General features: G+C 36.6%; 14 protein-coding genes and 1 pseudogene. 4 read left to right on the forward strand and 11 right to left on the reverse strand.

The genetic code is table 11. The annotated features are described in order from the left end of the window. Nucleotides 1-50: 50 nt before the first annotated feature. Entirely contained in the window at nt 51-3,674 is a 3,624-nt protein-coding gene (locus tag GXM17_RS02090) for a DUF4450 domain-containing protein (RefSeq protein ID WP_163397624.1), read from the reverse strand. Between the two features lie 270 nt (nt 3,675-3,944). Between GXM17_RS02090 and GXM17_RS02095 the strand changes: the two genes are divergently transcribed. The 4 genes from GXM17_RS02095 (at nt 3,945) to GXM17_RS02110 (ending at nt 11,284) form a co-directional block, all read left to right on the forward strand. Next, a complete protein-coding gene (locus GXM17_RS02095; protein ID WP_163397625.1) occupies nt 3,945-5,243 on the forward strand; it encodes a rhamnogalacturonan acetylesterase in 1,299 nt (432 codons plus the stop codon). A 20-nt stretch (nt 5,244-5,263) separates the two neighbouring features. Further along, nucleotides 5,264-8,122 (forward strand): glycoside hydrolase family 2 TIM barrel-domain containing protein, encoded by a 2,859-nt coding sequence (locus tag GXM17_RS02100; protein WP_163397626.1) that lies wholly within the window; start codon nt 5,264-5,266, stop codon nt 8,120-8,122. Between the two features lie 424 nt (nt 8,123-8,546). Continuing rightward, a complete protein-coding gene (locus tag GXM17_RS02105; RefSeq protein ID WP_163397627.1) occupies nt 8,547-10,070 on the forward strand; it encodes a rhamnogalacturonan acetylesterase in 1,524 nt (507 codons plus the stop codon). Nucleotides 10,071-10,300: 230 nt separating this feature from the next. Then, nucleotides 10,301-11,284 carry an SGNH/GDSL hydrolase family protein gene (locus tag GXM17_RS02110; RefSeq protein WP_163397628.1) on the forward strand — a complete coding sequence of 328 codons (984 nt, stop codon included), beginning with the start codon at nt 10,301-10,303 and terminating at the stop codon, nt 11,282-11,284. 96 nt (nt 11,285-11,380) lie between these two features. Here the strand turns inward: GXM17_RS02110 and GXM17_RS02115 are convergent, their stop codons facing one another. The 10 genes and pseudogenes from GXM17_RS02115 to GXM17_RS02160 form a co-directional block, all read right to left on the reverse strand. Beyond that, nucleotides 11,381-11,557, reverse strand: coding sequence for a histone H1 (locus tag GXM17_RS02115; protein ID WP_031453507.1), 177 nt, complete (start codon nt 11,555-11,557; stop codon nt 11,381-11,383). Between the two features lie 231 nt (nt 11,558-11,788). Further along, nucleotides 11,789-13,156: a sulfatase family protein gene (locus GXM17_RS02120; protein WP_163397629.1), complete on the reverse strand. Its 1,368-nt coding sequence runs from the start codon at nt 13,154-13,156 to the stop codon at nt 11,789-11,791. Nucleotides 13,157-13,258: 102 nt separating this feature from the next. Next, nucleotides 13,259-15,694, reverse strand: a complete 2,436-nt coding sequence (locus tag GXM17_RS02125; protein WP_163397630.1) for a glycosyl hydrolase 115 family protein — start codon at nt 15,692-15,694, stop codon at nt 13,259-13,261. Nucleotides 15,695-15,790: 96 nt separating this feature from the next. Further along, nucleotides 15,791-17,119, reverse strand: coding sequence for a rhamnogalacturonidase (locus GXM17_RS02130; protein ID WP_163397631.1), 1,329 nt, complete (start codon nt 17,117-17,119; stop codon nt 15,791-15,793). 289 nt (nt 17,120-17,408) lie between these two features. Continuing rightward, on the reverse strand, nt 17,409-18,746 hold the full coding sequence (locus tag GXM17_RS02135; protein WP_163397632.1) for a TolB-like translocation protein: 1,338 nt from the start codon (nt 18,744-18,746) through the stop codon (nt 17,409-17,411). A 253-nt stretch (nt 18,747-18,999) separates the two neighbouring features. Then, nucleotides 19,000-20,352: pseudogene (locus tag GXM17_RS02140) on the reverse strand (glycoside hydrolase family 88/105 protein). Nucleotides 20,353-20,553: 201 nt separating this feature from the next. Next, the gene (locus GXM17_RS02145) at nt 20,554-21,837 is read right to left on the reverse strand and encodes a DUF4861 family protein (protein ID WP_163397633.1); all 1,284 of its coding nucleotides are present in this window, start codon (nt 21,835-21,837) and stop codon (nt 20,554-20,556) included. A gap of 25 nt (nt 21,838-21,862) precedes the next feature. Then, entirely contained in the window at nt 21,863-22,945 is a 1,083-nt protein-coding gene (locus GXM17_RS02150; RefSeq protein WP_163397634.1) for a PKD domain-containing protein, read from the reverse strand. Nucleotides 22,946-23,209: 264 nt separating this feature from the next. Beyond that, nucleotides 23,210-23,524 carry an L-rhamnose mutarotase gene (gene rhaM / locus GXM17_RS02155; protein WP_163397635.1) on the reverse strand — a complete coding sequence of 105 codons (315 nt, stop codon included), beginning with the start codon at nt 23,522-23,524 and terminating at the stop codon, nt 23,210-23,212. A 38-nt stretch (nt 23,525-23,562) separates the two neighbouring features. Next, nucleotides 23,563-24,633, reverse strand: a complete 1,071-nt coding sequence (locus GXM17_RS02160; RefSeq protein ID WP_163397636.1) for a glycoside hydrolase family protein — start codon at nt 24,631-24,633, stop codon at nt 23,563-23,565. Nucleotides 24,634-24,676 lie beyond the last annotated feature (43 nt).

Raw genomic sequence — 24,676 nt, forward strand, 5'->3', positions numbered from 1 at the left:
ATCGTTCAGTTATCAAGTTTAGGAAATTGACTAATTATCTAATTGTCAAATTATCTAATTAACGTAGCACTCATCAGTCCAATGAACACATCATTTGCAATTGCTTTCAGAGTAAGACTTTTTAATGTTTTATTTTTATCTAAAGGCAAATCCAGAATCGTTCCTGCCCCGCCATCAATTCCAAAATTAGAATATCCTTTTATAGTCGTGAAATCTTTAAAGGTTCTCGAAACCTCACCCGATTTCAAATAAACTCTTAGCGGTTTTGGGGCATCCGTTGTAAACGCGAGTCCGTCAACAAAATAATCCTGCTCGATTGGCCACCAGTTTTCAGGGTTTTTTAATTGTAAAATTTCGGAAGTACCGTCTGTGTAATTTACTTCAATTTCGCCATTTACAATACGGCTTTGCATTGGATTTGTAGTTCCGGCTACCATAAAATAAATGTGGGAAGCTTTTCCGCTTAACGGAACATTTATACTTTTAGGAAAATTATCCCATTGTGATGTAAAAATAATGTTTTTTGAATTTGCATCAGAAGGCGTTTTAAATGTAATACCTTCAGGAGTAATGATTTCTCCATTTGATTTTGCTTTTTCACGCAGTCCGGAATCGTCAAGTTTTACGGAAACATTAGGATAACACCAATTCCCAATTCCGTTTTTTGGAAGCTGTAAAGTTACTGTCTGCGGCCTCGGAGATAAATATTCATGATTGAAAACATCGGTTACTTTCGAATTAAAAAACGCAGAAAGTGAAACTGTTTCCTGTTTTTTTGAATTATTGAAAGGAATATCCCAGTTTGTAAAAGTTACTTCTTTTACCGTGTTTGAACCTGAGTTAATTGAAAATTTATTAGTTCCCGGAACCAATTGCTGAAACGGAATAACAACTGTTTCTTTTTGATTTACATCTAAAGAAATCTTTTGCGGATCTTTCGTGGAAGCATCAAAAACTATATTACCTTCAATTTTATTTTCCGAATTATTTTTCAGTGTAATTTCTACATTGTTATTTTTTAACTGAACAATTTCAGATTCAATTTTGGGTTTTAAATCCACTTCCACAGGCTGCCACCAGGCTACATCACCTTGTTTTAACTGAATAAAAAATGTTTTAGCCTTGTTTCCATAAGCAATTGCCTGATAGGTTTTATTTGTCTTTGAAACTTCGTTGAGGATAGACTGTGGATCATAAACCGAAACAATGTCTGCCTTCGTAGTTGTTATGTCAAAAGATTCACCTGCTGTCAAAGATTCTATAGATTGTATTTCTTCCAAAGCTTCTCCTTTCCAGTTAATTTTCACCTCATAAGAAGCCTCATAAGGTACTTCAATAGCAATTTTTGGAACTCCGATACTTTCAGGAATATTTTTCCAGCTAACTGATTTTCCATTAACCGTTATATCCTGAATTCCGTCAAAAGGTGCGTTAACAACCAGTTTCAAATTCATTTTTGCTGAAAACTGATTTTTTATAAGATACGAATCTGTTTTGTTTTCTCTTTTAAAAATAATCGAAACATCCGGAATATCTAAAGATGCGTGATTCCATTTTGAAGGAAATCCAGGCTGAATCGTTAAAACTTCCGCCAAAGCATCAGGCTGGATTCCGAAAAGCCCTTCTACTAATGTTCTGGAAGCCATTCCAATTGGATCAGCAAAATCACGATACAATTCGCCTCTTATCGCATCCTGATACAAAAGCTGCTCAAAACCACCCGGAGAAGCGCCCAGATACATACTTTCGATTAAAACACTTTCCCACATCTTAAATGCTTTTTCAGATTGTCCGCCCTGCCAGAAAGCCAGCGATGTATGTAATTGTTCTGCCAGCGCCACATTATTAATAGACCACGTGTAAGGTTGCCAATTGGTGGTGCTTATCGTGTAAAGATCGGTTTTATCAAGTCCTTCTGCCGAAATCGGGATATGCGGAATCTGCTTGTCAACATAACTCAGCATCTGATAACTCTCAAAAGGATTGGACAATTCGGAATCAATAGTATGGTAAATACTCCAGACACCTGGAACATCGTGCAGTAATTGGTTTCCAAGAGCATCTTTATATTCTGCAAAAATTCCTTTTTTCGGAATCCAGAGCTGGTCTTTCGAAGCATTTAGGATTTTATCAGCTTCTTTAACAAAGGGATTTTCGTCCTGCTGAATTTTTTTGGCGACTTCAGCAACCGTTTTATTCGCATAAAAATTATATGCCGAAGAATGGATTACCCCTCCGCCACTGTATTGCAACGCATCGCTCGCCCAGATTGTAGCATAAGCATCGTAAAGTCCGTCATTATCCGGATCAAAGTTTCTTTTTTCCCAGTTTAAATGTCTTTGAATTGCAGGCCACATTTCTTTCATAAATGAAGTATCTCCTGTCCATTTAAAATGTCTCAGCATCTGATCGAAAAAAACCAGATTCATATCATAATGATGCGCTACCGTATTTTTGTTCGGATGTCGGCTGATATATCCACTACTGAACATGGAGGTTCCCAAAACTTCTTTCTGGCGGGCAAAATTTCGAACCGTATCCAAAACAATCGGACCGCTTTCAGGAGATGTAACCTGTGACTTGCTGTAACTTGTAAAATGAGTTTTCGCACGATCATGCCAGCCCAAAGGATCTGCCGTATATGCGCCACGCCATGCATTCAAATGCATTCTCCATGCGATTGCTCCGTGAAGATAAGCCGGACTTTCCCAGATTCCGTCAGCTGCGATGGAAAGTGCAGAACCTAATGTATTAATGTAAGGATCCGGAGTTGTAACTTTTACCCTGTTTGCTAAAAGATGTGTTTCCTGAACCGATTTGTCATACAATTGCGATAATCCTTTTTGAGAAACATCCGAATTTAAATCTTCGCTTGAAAAAAGCCAGAATAATTCGTTTTTTGAAATAGTATTTTTTCCTGTAATTAAAACTAAGTTTTCAGGATTAGAACCATATAATTCCAATGGTGTTTTTTGTTGTTTCGGATTGGCTAACTTGATATCCGAACCTGGAAAATAACCAACAAGACTTTTGTTATTACCTGTTTTGGCTTTATTGCTTTCAGAACCATATTCCAAGAGGAAAGACTGCTTTTTTAAAGTATACTTATTATTAGTACAATATTCAGGCTGTAAATAAAACACCGATTCAGGATCGGCACCAATATCACCATCGCGACTGAACTTTTTACCGGTTGCACCGCCATAAGCCCAGATTAGATTTACCTTTTTTGGTACATTTTCACCATAAACTTTTACAACAAAACCTTCTTTTTCTTTTAAGGCAACAACTTTTACAATCAGTTTTCCGTTACCTAAAATGCGATCCTGAATTTCGTATTGCATCGTACCCAATACATATTTGGTATCAATTTTTGAAGCTTCTGTAATCCATTTGCTTTCTTTACCATTTATTAAACCAAATTTCAAATTTCCACCCATTCCCGGCATATACATGGCAAATTCAGGCAAATCTCCTGTTTCAACCCTAAAACCAGTATTCGAACCATAAAGTGCTCTGTTGAATTTTCGGGTTCCGTTTTTTAAAACAAAACTATTCCCTTCAGGAGCATAATGAATTTTACGCACAGCTTGTTTTTCCTGTCCGATAATTAGTGCGGGACAAAGTAATAATAAGCCAATAAGGGTCGGGATGGTATTGTTTTTGGTTTTCATAAAGTTATAGATAGTCAGAAGGCACATAATCATTATTATTGATATACTAATTTTGATAATGCAATCGCAATTTCCTCGTTTTTTTATGGGATTGCATCCTGTACCTACCTGATTTTTCCAATATCATAATTTATATTCTTTCATTTTTTTAACATCATAGTACAGGATACTATATAAATAAGTAACCGTTAGTTTTGAAAATACAATAATTTAAATAGAAAAACTTTGATAAACATTAAAACTTCTTTCTGTATAATTTTTTGCTTATTGATGCAAGCGAATTTATTTGCTTTAAACGGTAATTCTTTAACCAAAATCAATCCAAAAGATACTACTGAAAATCAATTGTTTAATTTCGGTACTACATCAAAAGATAAAAAAGGAATATTAGTAAACACTCCTTTAGTATATGATGCTACTAAAGGATATGGTTTTGATATCAATTCAGCTCCGAATGTAAAAATCAACCCGAATAGTTTTTCTGCTGTTAAACCAACGTACTTTTCTGTAAAACTTCCAGAAGGAAATTACCAGATTGAAGTGGTTCTGGGAAGTGCTGAAAAACAGACCAATGTTACCATAAAAGCCGAATCACGAAGATTGATGCTGGATCAGCTTTCCATTAAAAAAGGAAAACCGGTAACCAAAATTTTTAATGTAAATGTCAGAACTCCAAAAATTGATGAGACCCAGAATGTTTCACTAAAAGACAGGGAAAAAGATATTTTGAACTGGGACGACAAACTTACATTAGAGTTTTTAGGAGAAGTTGCAATTCAAAGTATAAAAATTACGCCAAAAGACAATTTAACTGTGGTTTATCTTGCCGGAGATTCCACCGTTACCGATCAGGATGTGGAACCATGGGCTTCGTGGGGCCAGTTTATAACCAATTATTTTGACAGTACTGTTGTAGTTGCGAATTATGCCGTTTCAGGTTCGGCGCTGAGTTCTTTTAAAGGAGGAAATCGTTTAAAAAAGATTCTTTCCTTAATCAAAAAAGGTGATTATTTATTTGTGGAGTTTGGACATAATGACGAAAAAATAAAAGGCGAAGGAAATGGCGCCTGGGGCTCTTACTCTACTCTTTTAGCCGAATTTGTTCAGTCAGCCAAAGACAAAGGTGCTATTCCGGTTTTGGTAACACCAACACAACGACGCGCTTTTAACGAAAACGGAACTTTAAAGGAAACACATGGAGATTTTCCTGCTGCTATGAGAGCCGTTGCACAAAAAAACAATATTGCCCTTATTGATGTTACTAAAATGACCACCGAATTATATGAAACCTGGGGAGATGAACCTTCCAGAAAAGCTTTTGTACAATATCCTGCAAATACTTTTCCGGGACAGGTAAAAGCTTTGGAGGACAATACTCATTTTAATAGTTTTGGAGCGAATGAAATTGCGCTTTGTGTTTTGAAAGGAATTCGCGAACTTGATATTCCGTTAAAAAAACAAATCCTAAAAGAAGTTCCGAGTTACAATCCAAAGAAACCAAATTATATTTCAAACTGGACACTTCCGATGAGCGACCGCTATGAAGTTACTAAACCAGATGGCAACTAACCATTATACAACCTTCATTTATGTTACTAAAAAACACCATTCAAAACTTTACAATTGCTGCCCTTGCTTTATTTTCATATCAAAATAGCGCTTCTCAGCAAACTGATAAAGTCTATCTTTCCGGAAAAGATTTTGAACATCCTGTACAATGGGATTTTTATTGTACCGATGGCAATAAAAGTAAAACCTGGTCTAAAATAAATGTGCCTTCGCAATGGGAATTAGAAGGTTTTGGCGAATACACCTATGGCCGTTGGTACAAAGAATTGAATCAAAAAGAACCGAGCAAAGAAGAAGGTTTGTACAAATACGAATTTGAGGTTCCAGCCGATTATAAAAATAAAGACATCACCATCGTTTTTGGTGGCGCCATGACCGACACCGAAGTAAAAGTAAACGGCAAATTGGCGGGCGAAATTCATCAGGGTGGTTTTTATGAATTCAAATATGATATTACCAAACTTTTAAAATTCGGAGCTAAAAATACACTTGAAGTTCACGTTTGGAAACATTCTGCCAACAAATCCGTGAATGCTGCTGAGCGCAAAGCCGATTGGTGGTTGTTTGGCGGAATTTATCGTCCGGTTTGGTTAGAAGTTGCTCCCAAAGCACACATCGAACATATTGCCGTTGATGCCAAAATGGATGGTTCTTTGGCAGCAACTTTAGATTTAGAAAATATCTCGAAAAATGTTGAAGTTGAGACTACGATTGTTGGGGTAAAAGACAAAAAAACTTTTGCTTCTACTTCTTTCAACATTAAAAAAGGAAGTACTCAGGAAATTATAAAAACCAAATGGGATGGCGTTGAACCTTGGAATCCTGAGAGTCCGAATTTATATACATTGAAATTAACTTTAAAGGAAAACGGAAAAACGGTTCACGAGTTCGAAAAACGCATTGGTTTTAGAACATTAGAGTTTAAAAAGAAAGACGGAATTTACGTTAACGGAACCAAAATTCAAATGAAAGGGGTTAACCGTCATACGTTTTGGCCGGAAGGTGGGCGCAGTACCAGCAAACGCTTGAGTGTGATGGATGTGAATTTATTAAAGGATATGAATATGAATGCGGTTCGTGGTCATTACCCCCCCGATTCGCATTTCCTGGAAGCTTGCGATTCTTTAGGAATATTTGTTTTGAATGAATTGGCGGGCTGGCAAAATGCTTACGATACCAAAACCGGAACCAAATTGGTAAAAGAAACGGTTGAACGTGACGTGAATCATCCGTCAGTGATTATTTGGGACAACGGAAACGAAGGTGGATGGAATTATGATGTTGACAAAGTATTTGAACAATACGATCCTCAAAAAAGAATTGTGATTCACCCTTGGGCCGATTTTAATGGCTGGGATGCCCACCATTACCCAACCTATTTAACAGGAGTGCATCGTTTCAATCAAGGGGAAAATGTATTTTTCCCAACCGAATTCATGCACGCGACCTACGACAATGGTGGTGGAGCAGCATTGGAAGATTTCTGGAAACGTTATAAAGAAAGTCCGCTTTTTGCAGGAGCTTTTATTTGGGCAATGGTCGATGAAGCGGTTTTGCGTTCGGATTGGACGGGAGCTGAAAAATTTGATTCGAAAGGTTCTTTAGCTGCCGACGGAATTCTAGGTCCACATCGTGAGCGCGAAGGAAGTTTTTATGCGATTAAAGAAATTTGGGCGCCTATTCAGTTTGCTCCTTTTCAAATTACCGATAAATTTGATGGCAAAATTTTAATTACTAATGATTATTTGTTCAGCAATTTGAATACCTGTCAAATGGAATATCGCGTGATGCAGGCTGATAAAAATTTATTTTACGGAAATAATCAAGCCAAAAGCATAGCCTCAGGAAAAATCGAAATTCCGAGCATGGAACCAGGTGAAACCCGAAAAATTTCGATTCCGGTGAATGACAGTTTCTTCAACGGAGATTTTCTTGAAATTTCGGCCAAAGACCAACACGGACGTGAAATTTACACTTGGTCCTGGCCCATTCATAAAGCGGCTTATTTTGCAGAAAAATTCATATTAACGGAAAAAACAAATACAAAAGCAACGATAAAAAAAGAAGGTAATCAAATCACGCTTTCAGCAAATAAAGTCGAGTTGGTTTTAGACGCTACTAACGGAGAAGTTCTCTCGGTTAAAAATGATAAAAATACCATTCCGCTTACACAAGGTCCACGCCCAATTGGGATGAAAGCTACTTTTAAAGAAATCAAAACAGAGCAAATTGGTGACAAAGCCGTTTGTACGGTATTATACAACGGAGCGATGCACTCGGTAATATGGACAATGGAAGCCGATGGTCGTGTAAAAATGGATTTACGAGCTTTGACAAATGCCACCAACAATGGTGGTTTTGACGGAGCTGCTTTTGATGATAAAATTGATAAATTCGGAATCACTTTTAGCTACCCAGAACAAGATGTAACAGGAATGAAATGGTTTGGAAAAGGCCCTTATCACGTTTGGAAAAACCGTATGAAAGGAGCAACTTACGGCGTTTGGCACAAAGAGTATAACAATACCATTACAGGCGAAAGTTTTGATAATTTGATTTATCCTGAATTCAAAGGCTACCACGCCAATTTATTTGGAGCCAATTTAGAGGCAGGAAACAATTCGTTTAAAGTTTTTAGTGCTTCAGAAAATGTAACCTTTAGAGTTTTCACGCCAGATGAACCTAAACATGCGTTGCCAGGAAGTTATCCGCAACCGAAATTCCCAGAAGGTGATTTATCTTTTATGTACGAAATTCCGGCGATGCGATCTTTCAAACCATTGGAACAACAAGGTCCATCTAGCCAACCAACCAACATCCGTATCAAAAACGGCGATGATGGAATTACAATGAATTTATGGTTTGATTTTAGAAATTAAAATAACATCTCGACTGCGCTCGATGTGACACACAGTTATTGTCAGTTCGAGCGCAGTCGAGAACCTATTAAAAAACATTTTGATTGCGCCCAATGTAACAAACAGTTATTGTCAGTTCGAGTGCAGTCGAGAACCTATTAAAAAACCATCTCGACTGCGCTCGATGTGACACATAGTTATTGTCAGTTCGAGCGCAGTCGAGAACCTATTAAAAAACCATCTCGACTGCGCCCAATGTAACAAACGGTTATTGTCAGTTCGAGCGCAGTCGAGAACCTATTAAAAAACCATCTCGACTGCGCTCGATGTGACACATAGTTATTGTCAGTTCGAGCGCAGTCAAAAAACCATCTCGACTGCGCCCAATGTAACAAACGGTTATTGTCAGTTCGAGCGCAGTCGAGAACCTATTAAAAAAATTAATATGAAATTTTTAAAAATAACAGCATTGCTGTGCGCTACTACACTTTTTTTAAACTTTAATACCAAAAAAGAAACCAAACCAACTTTATATTGCGTAGGCGATTCGACAGTAAAAAATGGAAGTGGCAAAGGCGATGGCGGACTTTGGGGCTGGGGTGATTTTATCGGTCAGTTTTTAGATACTACGAAAGTTACCGTTCAGAATCATGCTTTGGGCGGAACGAGCAGTCGAAGTTTTCAAAGTAAAGGATTATGGGAACCTGTTTTCAAACAATTAAAAAAAGGCGATTATGTGTTGATTCAGTTTGGACATAACGATAATGGTCCAATCAACGATACCGTTAGAGCCAGAGGAACTATCAAAGGCATTGGAGAAGAAACTGAAGAAATCGATAACTTACTAACCAAACAACACGAAATCGTACACAGTTATGGTTGGTATATTCGCAAATTGGTGAAAGATGCTAAATCAAAAGGTGCGATTCCGATTATTTTTTCGCCTATTCCGAGAAACGATTGGAAAGATGGAAAAGTGATTCGCAACAACGAATCGTATGGTTTGTGGGCAAAACAAATTGCCGAGCAGGAAAAAGTAACTTTTATTGATTTGAATGAAAATATGTCGTCGGCATTGGACAAAGTGGGTCAGGAAAAAGTAATGGGAACTTATTTTTACGAAAAAGACCATACACATCCATCTGCAAAAGGAGCCGTTTTAGCTGCCACAACCATTGCTGATCAATTAGAAAAAAGCACTAATTCTTTAAAAAAATACCTTTTAAAAAATCCAAAAATCAAACTTCCAGCGAAGAAAAAAGTATTCTTGATTGGCGATTCTACCATAGCCAATAATAACGGAAATTCTAATGCTGTGGGTTGGGGAGTTGCTTTTCCTAAATATGTTGACACGATGCGAATCGAAGTCATCAACAAAGCTCGTGGTGGCAGAAGTAGCCGAACGTATGATTATGAAGGATTATGGAAGGAAGTCCGTGAGCAATTGCAACCTGGGAATTTTGTGATCATACAGTTTGGTCATAATGATGCCGGAAAAATTGATTCGGAGAAATACCGTGGTTCTTTACCGGGTAACGGTACTGAAACTAGAGTTGTAAACCGCGCTGATAGTATCAATGAAACGGTTCATACTTTTGGCGCTTACATTGAAAAATACATCAAAGAAGCTCGTGAAAAAGGAGCTATTCCGATTGTGATGAGTCAAACGGTACGGAACGAATGGCCAAACGGAAAACCTGAACTTCGCGACGAGAGTTACAACAAATGGTCGAAAATTGCCGCCGAAAATCAAAAAGCGACTTTTATTGATTTGAATGTTTTGATTGCCGAAGAATATGAAAAAATGGGTAAAGAAAAAGTAGCTCCATTTTTCCCGAAAGATCATACGCATACTGGAGCTGAGGGAGCTGATTTCAATGCTTGGGTCGCAGCCAAAAGTATCAAAAAAACTAAAGGTTGTGAACTCAGGGATTATATTGAGATTCCGAAATCTGCCGAGAAGAGATAAATTGAGTGATTTTAAACTCAGCCTTTTTGAACATTTTATTACCGCAAATTAGCAAATTATAATTCTCTGAAATTTGCTAATTTGCGGTTTGTTTTTAAACACTATTCAAAACCAAATAAACTACTCTGCTCATGTTAATCAGAAAAATTTCAACAGTAACTCTTTTACTTTTTAGTCTAAATGGATTTTGTCAATTAACAATTAAACCAAATGACAAAAATATAAGCTACATGGGACGTGTAAAGATTGCTCAGGATTCTGCTTGTTTTTACTGGCCTGGCACTTCGGCAACTATTCATTTTAAAGGAACTGGGATTAGTACTACTTTGAAATCAAACAACGATATTGGATATTTTTATGCCATTATCGATAATGATGCTGAACATGCTTTTAAATTTAAATCCGACCATTCTAAAACGACCATTTCGTTAGCCAGCGGACTTTCGTCTGGAAACCATACTTTGCAATTGTACAAACTTTCAAACAACACTTCAGAAAATATTTTTTATGGTTTTCAAATTGATGGAAAAGCCAAAATAAATACTCCGGAAAAACCTTTAAAAAGAAAAATCGAATTTTACGGAAACTCCATTACGGCAGGTCATGGAATAGATTTGGGAGCAGACGGAATAGATTCTGGAAAACCAGAAACTTTCAATAATTATTATACGTATGCGGCTTTGACAGCCCGTCATTTTAACGCACAGTATTCTTCAATTTCTCGTAGCGGAATTGGCATTATGGTAAGTTGGTTTCCAGAGATTATGCCTGAAATATACGATCGATTGAACCCGATGGATTCGAATAGCCAATGGGATTTTGCTCAATACACGCCAGATATCGTTGTGATTAATCTTTTTCAGAATGATTCCTGGATTGTCAATTTGCCAAATCATGAACAATTTATTTCCCGATTTGGTACCACTAAACCAACAGATGATTTTATCATTTCGGCTTATCAAAATTTCGTTAGTTCTATCCGAAAAAAATATCCAAATGCTTCGATTATTTGTGCACTAGGAAATATGGATGCCACCAAAGAAGGTTCAAAGTGGCCGGGTTATATTCAAAAAGCCGTTGAAAGAATGCATGATTCTAAAATTTACAGCGTAGCTTTTCCATATAAAAACACAGGAAACCATCCAACAAAAGAAGAACAACAGCTGATGGCAAATGATTTAATTGCTTTTATAGAAAAAAATATTAAATGGTAATTTGCTTTATTTAGGTGCTTTGATAATTAAATATTTCTCTTTTCTTCAAAAATTCTCATAAAAAAACCTCGTTTGAAATAAACGAGGTTTTTAGTATTATTTTTTTGATTCTTCGATAGAAACTTTTCTGAACTCTTTTAAAAGTTTTTCAATCTCTAAAGATGATTTACGTGCTCTTGCTCCTGCTGCTTTAACACCTTTTTCAGATAATGATTCTGATTCTGTTTTGAATACTTCTAATTCAGCGTTGATTTTTACTAATAGATCTTTCATGCTTATATATGTTAAATTAAGTTCGCAAAAATATAAGTTTGCTTTATAGATAACGTAAGTTTAGTGTTAAAATTATCACAGTTTTTACTTATAGAGTTAATATTATATTAGCAAGTTTCAGGAATCACTTATAATCAATTATTTACAAAACAAAAAGGTTTTTATTTTGCTTAAAAAAGAGATTTTTTTAGTTGTTTATCAGCCTTTCCAAGGTGTGTAATTGTTAAATTATTATTTTAACTTATCATAATTCACCTTTTTAGCATCCATTTTGAATTGATTTTCAAGTGCAATTTTCATCTTTTCTGCTAAAGTTTCATTTTGTAACAAAACGTTGTTCTTTTCCTGAGGATCCTTTTCGACATCATAAAGTTCATAATCGGCAGGAGTATTGGCATGTCTGGTCCTGATTATTTTCCAGGGTTTTTGAATTAAGGATTCCTGCAAATGACCTCTTACATAAATTTCTCTATTAGTAAACGTTTTGTTTTCGCAAACCGTTGGCCAGATATTTTTTCCTTCAATATTTTTCGGCATATTGTTATCTCCGGCTAAAGACAAAATACCTGGAAGCAAATCTATAACCGAAATGTAATCATTATTTTTGTTTTGGCGCAAATGATCTTTCCAGTAAAAGATACACGGAACCCTGATTGCACCTTCATAATTTGAGGTTTTCCAGTCCCTGAGCGGCGTATTGTCCCCCAGAACAGTATTAGATGGATGGATTCCGTTGTATTCGTTTTTAGAGTCCCAATTTTCCATAGCTCCGTTATCACTCATAAAGATTACCAGCGTATTTTTATCCAGTTTTTCCTGTTTTAACTTATCAAGCAATATTCCGATACTGTTATCCATGTGGCTCATAGCTGCTGCAAAATCCCTGCGTGAACTGTCTTTTATCGAATGCATATAAGGATCTTTCCATTTTTGTTCTTCCTGCAACGGAAAATGCGGAGCACTATAAGCCACTTCCAAAAAGAAATTTTTCTTCGGATCTCTTATTTCTGAAATCCATTTGATAGCTTCATTTGTAATCAAGTCAGTTACATGGCCATCTTCTTCTATAAATTCACCATTTCGATACCAGGTTTTATCCCCGTTCTTATACAAATGGGTATATTGGTCCAATTGACCGTGCAAAAAACCATACGAATAATCAAATCCGTAAACTTTTGGTCCACTGCTTTGCTGCAATCCAAGATGCCATTTGCCTATAAGCGCTGACTGATAGTTCCTTTTATGTAACAATTTCGGCAAGGTCGGAATTGAATCCGGAAGCCTGAACTGACTTTTATCGCCTATCGGAGCTACAATTCCCATACGGCTCGCGGGTCTTCCTGTAAACAAACTAGCCCTTGTTGGTGAGCAGGTTGGATTGACATAAAAACGATTCAGTTCTACTCCGTTTTTGGCCAGAAAATCAATGTTTGGGGTTTTTATTTCCGAACCGTGATAGCCAACATCATTCCACCCTGCATCATCGGCGATTATCAAAATGATATTCGGTTTTTCAATTGAAGTCTTTTGATTCTTCTGACTATAACAGAACGCAAAAGAGAGTGACAACAGTATTAAAAATTGATTTTTTATATTCATATATTTTTATCATTAAAAAAATAATTTAGGTATTAAAAAGGGCTTCGACTAAGTTTATCCTGAGCTAAGCCGAATGGGCTCAGCCTGACACTTATTATAAAATTATTTTACAGTTATATAATCGAGTACGATTCCTGTTTGATTTACGGCAATCGTAATAGTATGTTTTCCTTTATTTGCACTTGAAAAAAGTAATTTTACAATAGCACTGTTTCGTAATACATTTTCTTTCCACGTTTTGTCTCGGTCTTTTGTATTAATTGAAAAGGATTTTGCTTTATTTCCATCTAACTGTACTTCAATCTGATGATCGAAATTGTTTGCATGCGTTGGAAGCAAATGAATTTCTATTTCATAATCACCGGCTTTTTCAGCTTCAAATTCATAGGTTACAGACGGCTTTTCAACAAAATAAGAATGCTTAAACGGAAACAATGTAGCCGAATTATTACTATATCCTAAACCACTTATCGTTTCCCATTTATAGTTTTTTACAGCTTTATTTGCAACAAAACTATTTGCATTAATTGTAATAGTTGGTTTGGAACTTGGTTTTGCAGCAACTTCTTGTGAAACAGCAGGCGCTTTTATCGAATCAAAAACCGGTAAATTTCTGGGATGCATCGACATCATCTGGTTCCACTTTCCTTTACTTAAAGTCTTATTGTAATATGCTGTAAGTTCTTTGATTTTTTCATAAGCTTTCGCGGATAAATTCAGATAATTTTCCTTTTGTTTCAAATCGGTTGTCATTGCTGCCAGATTCCAGTATAAAAATTTATGGTTCATTTTGGCTGCCGCTTCAATTGGATAAGTTACCAATTGAAAATAAGCATCTTCTCTTCCTTCAGGAACCGCTGGTCCGGTATCTACACCAACAGCAGAACCCCAGGTTTTTACCTCATTAATCAAATAATCGTAGGCTTTTATTCTTTCCAAACACTCTTCTTCCGTAAAACTAGAAAGTTTTATTTGCGTAGTGGGTTCCGTCTGGCTCCATCCCATATATTCCGGTTTTCTGAGAAACGCTAATCGATAATATTCCTCTAACGCAGGACCTAAATATTCTCCAATTTGAGTAGAAAACTCTCTGGTGAGCCATTCCTTCAAATATTGATTGATTCCATCGTGTTTTATACTGTTAATATCCCAGGCTAAATCAAGAAAAAATTCTGTGTTGTACTCCCCCGGTTTTATATCCCCAACATTTACGATCCACATTTTTTTTGCACCATTTTCATACGCTTTGGTCATTTCGTACCAGATTAATCCCGGTTGGGTCGTACTCAGCCAAAGATAATCGTGCGGTCTGCCCCAATAACTGATGTGGTAATAAACACCGCTTCCTCCTGATCTTTTTTGCTCTTCTTCATTACTCAGACGACGGATATAACCGTAATTATCATCAGGCCATACAAGCGTTATATCGTCGGGAACTTTTAGTCCGTTATCGTACAATTCTAATACTTCTTTGTACGGAACAAAAGCTTGTGGAATCTCTTTTAACGGCTTTTTAAAAGTGTTTGAAAGCATTTCACGCTGATTGGAAATGATTTTTTCGACCATTTCAATTGACTCCTTCAAATCTTTGGTACCTTCCATTTTACTGTCGTGAACACCACGCATGCCTAAGGTCATAATCGTCTCGTTATTGGCTGATTTTAATTCATCCAATCGGTCCTGCCAGTATTTGTCAACCTTTGTTCTATTGGTAAAATAGTTGTACTCTCCGTGAATTTTGGGCTTCCATTCATCAACATTATTCCGAAGCATCGGTTCAGCATGTGAAGAACCAATAACGATATGATATTTTTGAGCTATTTCCTTATTCCCGGGAAGGGTAAAAAAACCTTTTGTTGACGGATGCATCGCCGGCCAGATCGTATTGGCTTTTAAACGCAGTAATAACTGAAATATCTTTTCGTAAGTTTTGGGTCCGATGTTACCCACTTCCGGTTCGAATGTTTTTTCTGCCCATGGCTCTAATCCCCAGTCTTCATCATTTAAAAAGATTCCTCTGTATTGTACCGATGGTGATGAAATGATGCCTTTTTGCGGAAGCTGAAACGTTAGTTTTTCTTTTTTTACAGGATTGACATCAGCCCACCATTTCCATGGAGAAACGCCGAGACGCTCTGTAATTTCAAAAATGGCATAAACCGTTCCTCTTACATCGCTTCCGGTAACCAGAAGATTTTCTTTCTCTTTTTTAATGGAAAATGTTTCCCATTGACCAGACAAATCTTTTGATTTTGACTTAAAAAGACCTGTTGAAGCCTGTCCGATATAAATTCCTTTTTTCGAAATAGCCTGAACCGGAATGATTTCAGGTCTTTTGCCTGTTATTTCTTTTATATCGTCAGCCAGTTCTTTTACAGCCCAAAGAATAAGCGGATCAGTATTTTTATCAATATAAATTGAAACTGACTGATTTGCATCTCCAATTAAAAAATCAACAGAATTATTATTCTGACTGTAAATGCTGTCACATAAAAAATGAAACAGCAGCAGAAACCCTGCAAATATGTTCTTATTCATGTAAAAAATTATTTTGCTGTAAAAAACAAAAGTTCAAAGTTCTAAACCATTTCCGTTAAAAACTTTGAACTACTGAATTATTAAATTCTAAAAAAATTACTCAACTAACTGCTTGTTTATACGCACGTTATTTAAAGTAATCCCATCTACAATACTTTTATCAATAACTGATTTTGTTGCTTCGATATTCAGATTTTCAAAAGTAAAATTAGACAAACGAACGTTCGGGTCTTTTTCTACATTAAAAAACGTATCTGATTTCATATTGATATTTTTCAACGTTACATGATCTCCATAAGATAATGGAACATCAGGACGTCCTTTTAAGTCGAAAAATTGTTTCCATGCCAAAACAACCAGACAGTTTTTTGCTGTTCCTTTAATATCTTCAACCCTGATATACTCATATCTCTGCGGTGTATCCGGTCTCATTTTTAGCCACAGCATTCTGGTTGCGCCTTCAATGGTACAATTACGCATGATTACGTTTCTGTTATGAATGGACTCACTTCCATTTGTTAAAGCAGAATGGCAAAATCCGTATGTACAGTCTTCGATAATGATATTGGCATTTCCACCGTTATTTTTGTCCTGGTCTGCATAAGGTCCCTTTCCTCCTTTTAAGGCAACTGCATCATCATTTACTGACATATAACAGCCTTTTATCAAAACATTGGTACAAATATCAACATCAATAGCGTCGGTACTTGGAGCCTTGATTTCTTTATGTGGAGAAAAAATATAAACATCCAGTAATTTCACATTATTGCATTTGTAAAAATGATTTGTCCAGAAACCTGAATTGATCAACTTTACGTCCTGAAACTGCACATTATTCGAGTTCCATACAAAAACCAGTCTTGGTCTTGAAACCTCAAGATTGGTACATTTTGGATTGATTTTTCGTCTTGCCCAAAAAGCTTCGTAATATTTATAACCGTTTCCATTGATCGTTCCTTTTCCCGAAATAGAGAAATTATCCACGCCGTAAGCATTTACCAATGCCGGAAAATAATCCAGGTTCTGGCCTTCCATTCTGGATGGCATAACTGGATAGTTGGCAATATCATCAGAACCTTTTAGAGTTCCTCCTTCAGCAACATATAAGCTTGTTTTTGGCTTAAAAAACAAAGCCCCGCTAAGGAAAACACCTTTTGGAATCACAATAACTCCTCCACCGTTTTTGGATGCCTTATCAATTACTTTTTGAATCGCAACGGTCTGAATTTTGGTACTGTCTTTCGTAACGCCAAAATCTGTAATCGTGTATTGTTTACCCAAATCTTTCAGCTGAATTTTAGTATAATCCTTAAACCATGTTGTAATGGCGCTTCCATCAGGAAAGGTGTCATTTTTATAATTTTGAGAAAATGCAGACTGGGAAACTCCCAAAATGCAGATTGCAAGTGTCAATAATCTTTTCATTGGATCTTTTTTGGTTTTAAATTTTATGAGGTTTTATTTTAATTTGATTGATAGAAATGTAATAACCTGTACTTCCGTAATTTAATTTTCTTTTGTCCGAACAGTTTGGCCTTTTGCCTCTCCAGGAAACTTAAACTTATTAACGGCTTCAATCATTTCTTTGGTTAAGTTTCTGAAAATAAAACGATTATTTCTGGACATTTTTTATATAAAATTACAGTAAAACCAAATTTAGTTTTTCCATAAGTCTTCAGTATCCTGTTCTATACTGTATTGCTTTTTAAATCACTTATTTACGTTTCAGCCATTCTTTCGGAACATTCACAATACAAATATTCATCGTACGATTATCCTCTGAAAGCATTGCCGACTGGATCTGGATTTTCGTTCCGTCCCTGTTAAAAGTGGGATGAACATGGTCAGCTGCAGTTGTTTTATGTCCGGTTGTCAGCAGCAGCATTTCGTTTGTGTTTCGGTCAATCAGATATAAACTTCTGGAGAAATCATCTCCTACCGCCCATCTTCCGTCTGCAGAACCGTGTACATGCCATAATCCGCTGCCACTTTTGGTTTGTCCGGCAATAATCATTTCGCGTGTCCTTAAATTTACAATGGCAAGACCTGTAGGTTTTTCACGGGTTCCCGAATTACCCCAATTGCTTTCCTGACCTGGATTTTCAGGATTTCTGATTTCTCCATTTTGGGCAATTTCAACAGGAGCTTCTTTCTGGATATCAATTTTTCGATGCCCCATAATCGCCATTGCGACTTCATCCTTAGAAATCACAGCTTCATGCGTTACCCATTCAAAGTCAGATTCAGGATACAAAGGTCTTAAACCTGTTCCGTCTGCCATTACTGTCCAGGTACGCTGAGGCGACTTTCCTCCTGTTTCCCAACAAAAAACCAATTCACCCGGATTCCAGATATTGGACTGGATATGCCCCACCTGAAATGGTACTGAAATAACATGTTTAAATTCGCCTGATTTTAAATTCAGACTACTAATTCCGCCCGGCCCTGCTCCCATATTTCGGGGACCAATGCTTTTTTCAATCTTGATATTTGGATCCAAATGTCTCGCGGCTTCTTCTTTTCCGATTCTAAAATAAATCCGTTCCTCATCAGCATCCAAAGCCATATCACCCGAAGCACCCATTTCCGGTTTTGTTATACCGCAAATTCGTTCGTAAGCCGAAACGGGTTTCATCTTTCCGGTCTGACTGTCTTTAAAAACAGCTTCAAGATTGACTTCCATAACCTGCATTTTATCACCATCTGTTTTGCGCATAAAATACAATTTCATCGATTTCTGCGCCATGCACAAAGTACCTGAATAGCCCCCTTCAGTGACCTGAACCATTACACCCGACTTTTCATGGACAGCAACCGCTTCGCCATTTGCCCTTTTCGTTCTGAAAATTAACCATTCTCCGTCTGAAGTCCATTGAGGATGCGTTGGATACGTTTTAGAATCACCGACAGATTTTGTGGTTAAAAAAATCAGTTCTTGACCCGTGACAGGATCTTTAATAATCTTTTTTTCTGATGGGAACCGGGTACCAATCTGGCTGAAAGTTGTTAGAGTGAATAACAGGAAAAGTATATTTATTGGAAGGAGTTTCATAAATTATATATTTTGGGACTGTATTAATCTTCAAAAGCCGCAAAGTAGCAGAGTAATAAAGTTTTAAAAACATCAAAAAAAATATTTCACGCAGATTCTACAGATTTAAACAGATTATAAAAAAAATCTGCCTGCATCTGCTTAAATCTTTTTTAAATCTGAGTGAAAAAACTTTACGCCTTTGAGAGAAGTGAGTTTAATAATTCTTAGCATGTATTGCATTAGCTGCTAACATAACTTCTAACACTTAACTTTACTTATGAAGATTATTTTTCCCTTCCACTTTTAATTGTATAGCACTGTCGTTTATCTGAAACTGAGTGTCTTTCAATAGCAAAATCACTTCGGCTCCAGCCAATAAAACCGGGCCATAACCATGAGCAGCAAAAACATTTATTGGACGATAATAGTAAAACGCTGGGTCAAAACCCATTCCAGTTCCTACGCAGGTTCCTTCTACCTGACCTTTGTCGTTTACTTTTGAAGCTACAGCGTTCCAGCCTAATAAAACAGCCGGGCCGTATGTCATTTTATCAACATAACCACGATTAATCGCTCGGGCGATTGAATACGTATAAATCGCAGTAGCAGACGTTTCTAAATACGAATCGTTTTTGTCCAGTAACTGATGCCAAAAACCGGTTCCATGCTGGTATTGAACTAATCCTGCAATGTGTTTTTGTAATTGTGACAACACCTGTGAATATCCCGGATGGTTTTTAGGTAAAACTTCAAGTAATTCTACCATAGTCATTATTGCCCAGCCATTTGCCCTTGCCCAATGAAATTGCGGATGCACTTACATAGACTCCACCCAGCCGTGCATGTAAATTCCTTTTTGTTCGTTGAACATTCTTTTAGAAAACTGATTCACCTGTTTTACCGCATCATCAAAATATTTAAAATCTCCGGTATAACTTCCCATTTGGGCTAAAGCCGGCACACTCATAAACATATCATCCAGCCAAAGCGTATTATCCTGAGGCCTGTTTCTGGCTAAAGTTCCGTCTTTTAACCTAAATTGCTCCTTACTGATAAAATGGATGTAATTGTTAACTAAAGGATCGATATTGGCTTTTAAACCGTCTTTTTTGGCTTTAATAAAGGCTGCACAAAGTGCTCCTGCAAAATCTAAGGCTTCCGGATGAAGCGTTTTGAGCATGTCTTTGTCTTTGATGTTTTTCTCCTGAATATTTTCGGCAACGTCAGCGATTAACTGGATTCTTTTATTCGAATAATCAGCAAAATATTTTTCACCTGTAGCTTTAGAAGCCAAAAGCATTCCTGCATAGGTTACGCCCCATTCGTAACTGGTCAGCCTGAAAGCACCCGGTTCAAAAATGATGTCTTCTTTATTTTTTTTATAATCCTTAATTTCTGCTTTTGTAGCAGCATTTACAATTTTAGAAGCCGAATTTTTATCTAAAAAATTATAAACCCTGTCCAAAACCGCTTTTATGTTCTCCTTTTGCGGAATAACATAAGGGGTTGGATAATCAGGCTGCATTAAATGTAACGGTGTTGTGGCATCATTGGTCTGGGCATTTGCAAAACTGCACGCTCCAAAAACGAGTAAGGTTATGATTTTGGCTGGTTTATAAGTCATGGTCGGATGTTTTAGTTAGTAAAGTAACTCGTTGGGTGAAACAGAATAAAAAGCTTCATTCAAGGATTAAATCTAATTTCATCGGCGAAAATCCTTTAAAATCTGCGTGAAATACTTTTTGGTATTAATTTTTTACGCAGATTTAAACAGATGCTATAGAACAGTAAAAAAATAATTTCACCCAACGAGCTAAAGTATTTATTATTTGCTTATCTCAACCTCAATTTTGGCAGAAAGCTGTTTTGCAAGAGTGGTCACATAATTACTGAAATAATCAGCGTCTTTAAAGTTTGGATCGGTGCTCAGTTCCCAGCCTGCGATCGGGTAATAACTAATTGGCTGATTGTTTTTTGTAGTCACTTTTATCAGATAGGAATTGGTCAGTTTACCCGTTTTTGGAGCTTCGATATAGCCTTTATAATTTGCTTTTGGAATAATAATAGCTGTTCCCAAAATCCATTGACGCTCATAGGTCAGTTTATCATGCTGAATGAAACAAACATAGTCTCCGGAGTCAATAACCTGCAGCGGATTTTGATTATTGATATTTGAAAGCGCAATTACCAAAGTTTCGTTTCCTTTTAATCCGGTTAAGGAAATTGTATTTTTATAGCCATACATTCCAGGCCAGATAGAAGCTGTTTCCTGTACCTGATATTTATTTCCTGAAGCCTGCCAGTTTTGATATTTATAACTTAAAACCGAATTTACCGGACCTTCGGTTACAATTTTAAAAGTCGTTTTTTCAACGTTATTTACAGTATCATTAATCAGAATCCCAAGTCTGTTGATTTCATCACCCACAAGCAAACCGTACCCGCCTAATCCGGCTGAAGTTCCTACAGGAAAAATATCCCTTCCCCAATCGTGCATTTGGTGATAATTGTCTTCTACGGCACCTTTGTCGTTAATCCCAACGTTTTCAGGTGTGATTCCCGGAGTTTTTTTACCAAAAACATCTTTGCAGTTTCTTCCATCAAGATAATGTCTGAAACCTACTTTATCATTTTCCCAGGTTGGTCCGTCAGTCTGGTATTTTTGAAAACCTAATTTTTTATACACCTGATTCGCTAATAAAACTTCTTCTGTTGCCGGCTGTACAGGTAAGTTTTCAGCTTCTCTCTTTCCGAATCTAACACTTGTTTTTACTGTATATTTAGGATCTGTACTGAACCATTTCAGTAGTACTGTTTTCTTTTCTTTTGCAGAAAAATCAACTACAAAAAACAATTCATCCCATTTTCCGTCACCATCCAGATCGTTTGTTTGTGCAGCTATTGTATCTGAATTTTGTAAAATCACAGGGAAAGATTTTTCGATTCCCTTTACTTTTAGCGTACTTCTTTTTATTGAAACTGCTTTTTGAGGCAATTCTAAATCCGAATTATTGGTTAAAACAATTTTAGCCGATTGTGATTTTTGCGCTTTACAACTTACAAAAATCATAGCCGATAAAGCTATTGAAAGACAGAGTTTCGATTTCATCATTCTTAATTTTTATTTTTACTATTTATTTAATGGCTACATCCCAGATTTTTGACAATCTTGATTTTCCTTTTGGTCCTGAAATGTCTAAAACTACAACATATTTTCCGGCATCTTTATATTCATGAACCGGATTTTTTTCGGTAGAAAAACTTCCATCTCCAAAATCCCATTTGTATGATTCAATTTCGCCTACAGACTGATCGACGAAAGCTACCGTTCTTTTATTTTTATCAATTACATTAAAAGTCCATTTTGCACTGATATCCTTTTGAAATTGTTTTTCCAAAGGCATTAATTTAAAAGGAAGACTGTAAGATGCATTTCCATACATTTTATGCTCCTTTGAGAGATTCCAAAAGCCATTATTGTTTTCGTTATTCACATCGTCATAATCGATAATTGCCCAACAGAGACCGATATTTTTGTTTTCTTCCAAAACAGACACTATTGCTCTGGACGGATCATTTCCCGCATAATCAAAAGGAGTAATCCAGAATTCCAATATCAGTTTCCCTGATTCACCGGGTTTAAAATTATAGCTGCAAGCAGCATTCGCATACGGAAGTTCCTTAATCCAGGGCTGACTGCCCCAAACCATCGTCCAGTCTTTTCCTTCAGCAGGAGTGAAAATATGGTAGTTCTGAGCATGGACTCCGTGATACGAAAAATAAGCATCCATTGTATTTGTCAATGCAGGATTGGGATGAAACCTGTCTATAAACGGTCCGCCGGACTGGTCTGCATCAACAATAACTTCAAAAGTATCATTGTGAAGCCCCGGCAACGAAAAATCCCAGTAATCATCATAAGCTTCATATAAAAAATACAGACGGTTCAATCCTTTGACCCAGGCAACTTTTACGCTTACAGCTAAATTTTCAGGATTTGCTTTGGCGTGTTTTCCACTGTCTTCCCATACCTGATCCATCCCAACCGCATAACTTTCAGGAACCATTTTCCAGTCATCTGCTTTTCCGTCTATCGTTGGAATTTTATTAGCCGGGAACTGAAAAACTTTAAAAGCCCTTGTATCTTGTGACCAGCATTGAAACAATGTGCAAAATAGTATAGCTCCAAAAAATGTGTTTTTTATATGAAATCTCATAAGTATATTTTTAAACTTCACCTTATCATACTAAATCATAAAAGATTAACCTAAATCTGTTAGATGTTTTTTTTGATGATTAATTTTCGTCAGTTCGAGTGAGCCCGATTTTTCATCGGGATTGTATCGAGAACAGAAAATTAATTTTCCGAAATGGTTCTCGATACACGTCACTTTGAGTGCGGAGCGTATCGAGAAGTTTTGTTCCGTTTCTCTACACAAAAAACACTCGAACTGACGATTTAATAGTTACAACCCAATGGATTAATCTAAATGAAAAACTTCCTTCAGACCAATAGCGACTGGGGAATTATCAGGATTAGTCTCCATAATATCGCCCATATATGCCCACCACTTTTTCACAATAGGATGATTTGGCAGTAAATCAAAATCGAAATCATCACTTATTTTTTGAACTGCAAAAAGAATTAGCGTTTCTTCATCCAGAAAAATACTGTAATCCTGTATGCCGGTTTCTGAAAGCAGACTTGCCAGTTCAGGCCAGATCTCGTCATGTCGCTTTTTGTATTCCGTTTCAAATCCCGGTTTTAATTTCATTTTAAAAGCATTTCTTACCATAGTTTTTTTATTTTTTGAAGAGTATTTTCTAAAGATATTTACATGATTTTGAAAATATACGAAGAGGCTGTTTCAAATTTTCCGCCTTGTGAAGCCGTGAATAAATAAGTCGCTTTGCCGTTTTGAAATAATAACTGAGGGCGTTCTGCACGACCGTACCTGTTGAGATGTTTTGGCGCTTCGGGCTGATTAATATATTTATTTAACGGCTGATACGATATTGAAGGATCAGACCAGTGAATTCCATCATTTGAGTCCATATAAAGTCCGTTGTCCTGTCCAAAAACACCCAAATCCCTTGCAAGCATTTTGAACTTTTTATCTTCATACCAGACAAAAGCATCCTCGCACTGCTTGTTATCTCCTAATTTTGAAAAATCAACAACCGGATTTCCTTCATATTTTTTATAAGGTCCTTCCAGAGATTTTGCTACTGCCAGTCCATATTTTCTGTTTCCTTTAATGGGGAACTTTGGATGCACATAATTTTCTGTATCCAATGATTTATAGTACAGCCAGTATTCACCGTTTGGATGTTTCAAAAAAGAAGGATTTGTGGTTAAAAGATCATCCCACGCACCTTCATTTCCCGGAAGCAGCAAAGGTTCATCCGGTCTTTTCCACGGACCGTAAAGAGAATCTGAAGTTGCCAATCCGATACGTTTGGTATTCATTTTACCATTGGAATTCCCCATAAAAAACAATGCATATTTTCCGTCAACAAAATGAATACTGGGATTATGACAGGTTGTTGCATCCCAAAAACCTTCCCCACGCGGAGCGAGAACAGTGCTTACATATTCATAAGGCCCTTCAGGTTGATCTGAAACAGCATGAGCGATTTCAGAACCGTTGATCCAGCCACTCATTGATTTAGACTTTTTCCAACGTGAAAAAAAGACATGAATTTTTCCATCAGGTCCTTCAATAGGACTATTGCACCATACATAGTAATCTTCAAATTCAAGTGCACGGCCTACTGGTTTAAGTTTTTTTTCAAAATCAGAAAGTTTCGGATCAATATGAAAACTATTGCTTCTGAGTGGAAACGGAAGACATAGCCCAATAAGAGCGAGTGAATTTCCAATTATGAATTTTCTTCTGTTCATTTTATTTTTAGATAAAATTAAATTTTCAATATTTTAAAGCAAT

This window comes from Flavobacterium fluviatile (genome assembly GCF_010645065.1).
Lineage (GTDB): Bacteria > Bacteroidota > Bacteroidia > Flavobacteriales > Flavobacteriaceae > Flavobacterium > Flavobacterium fluviatile.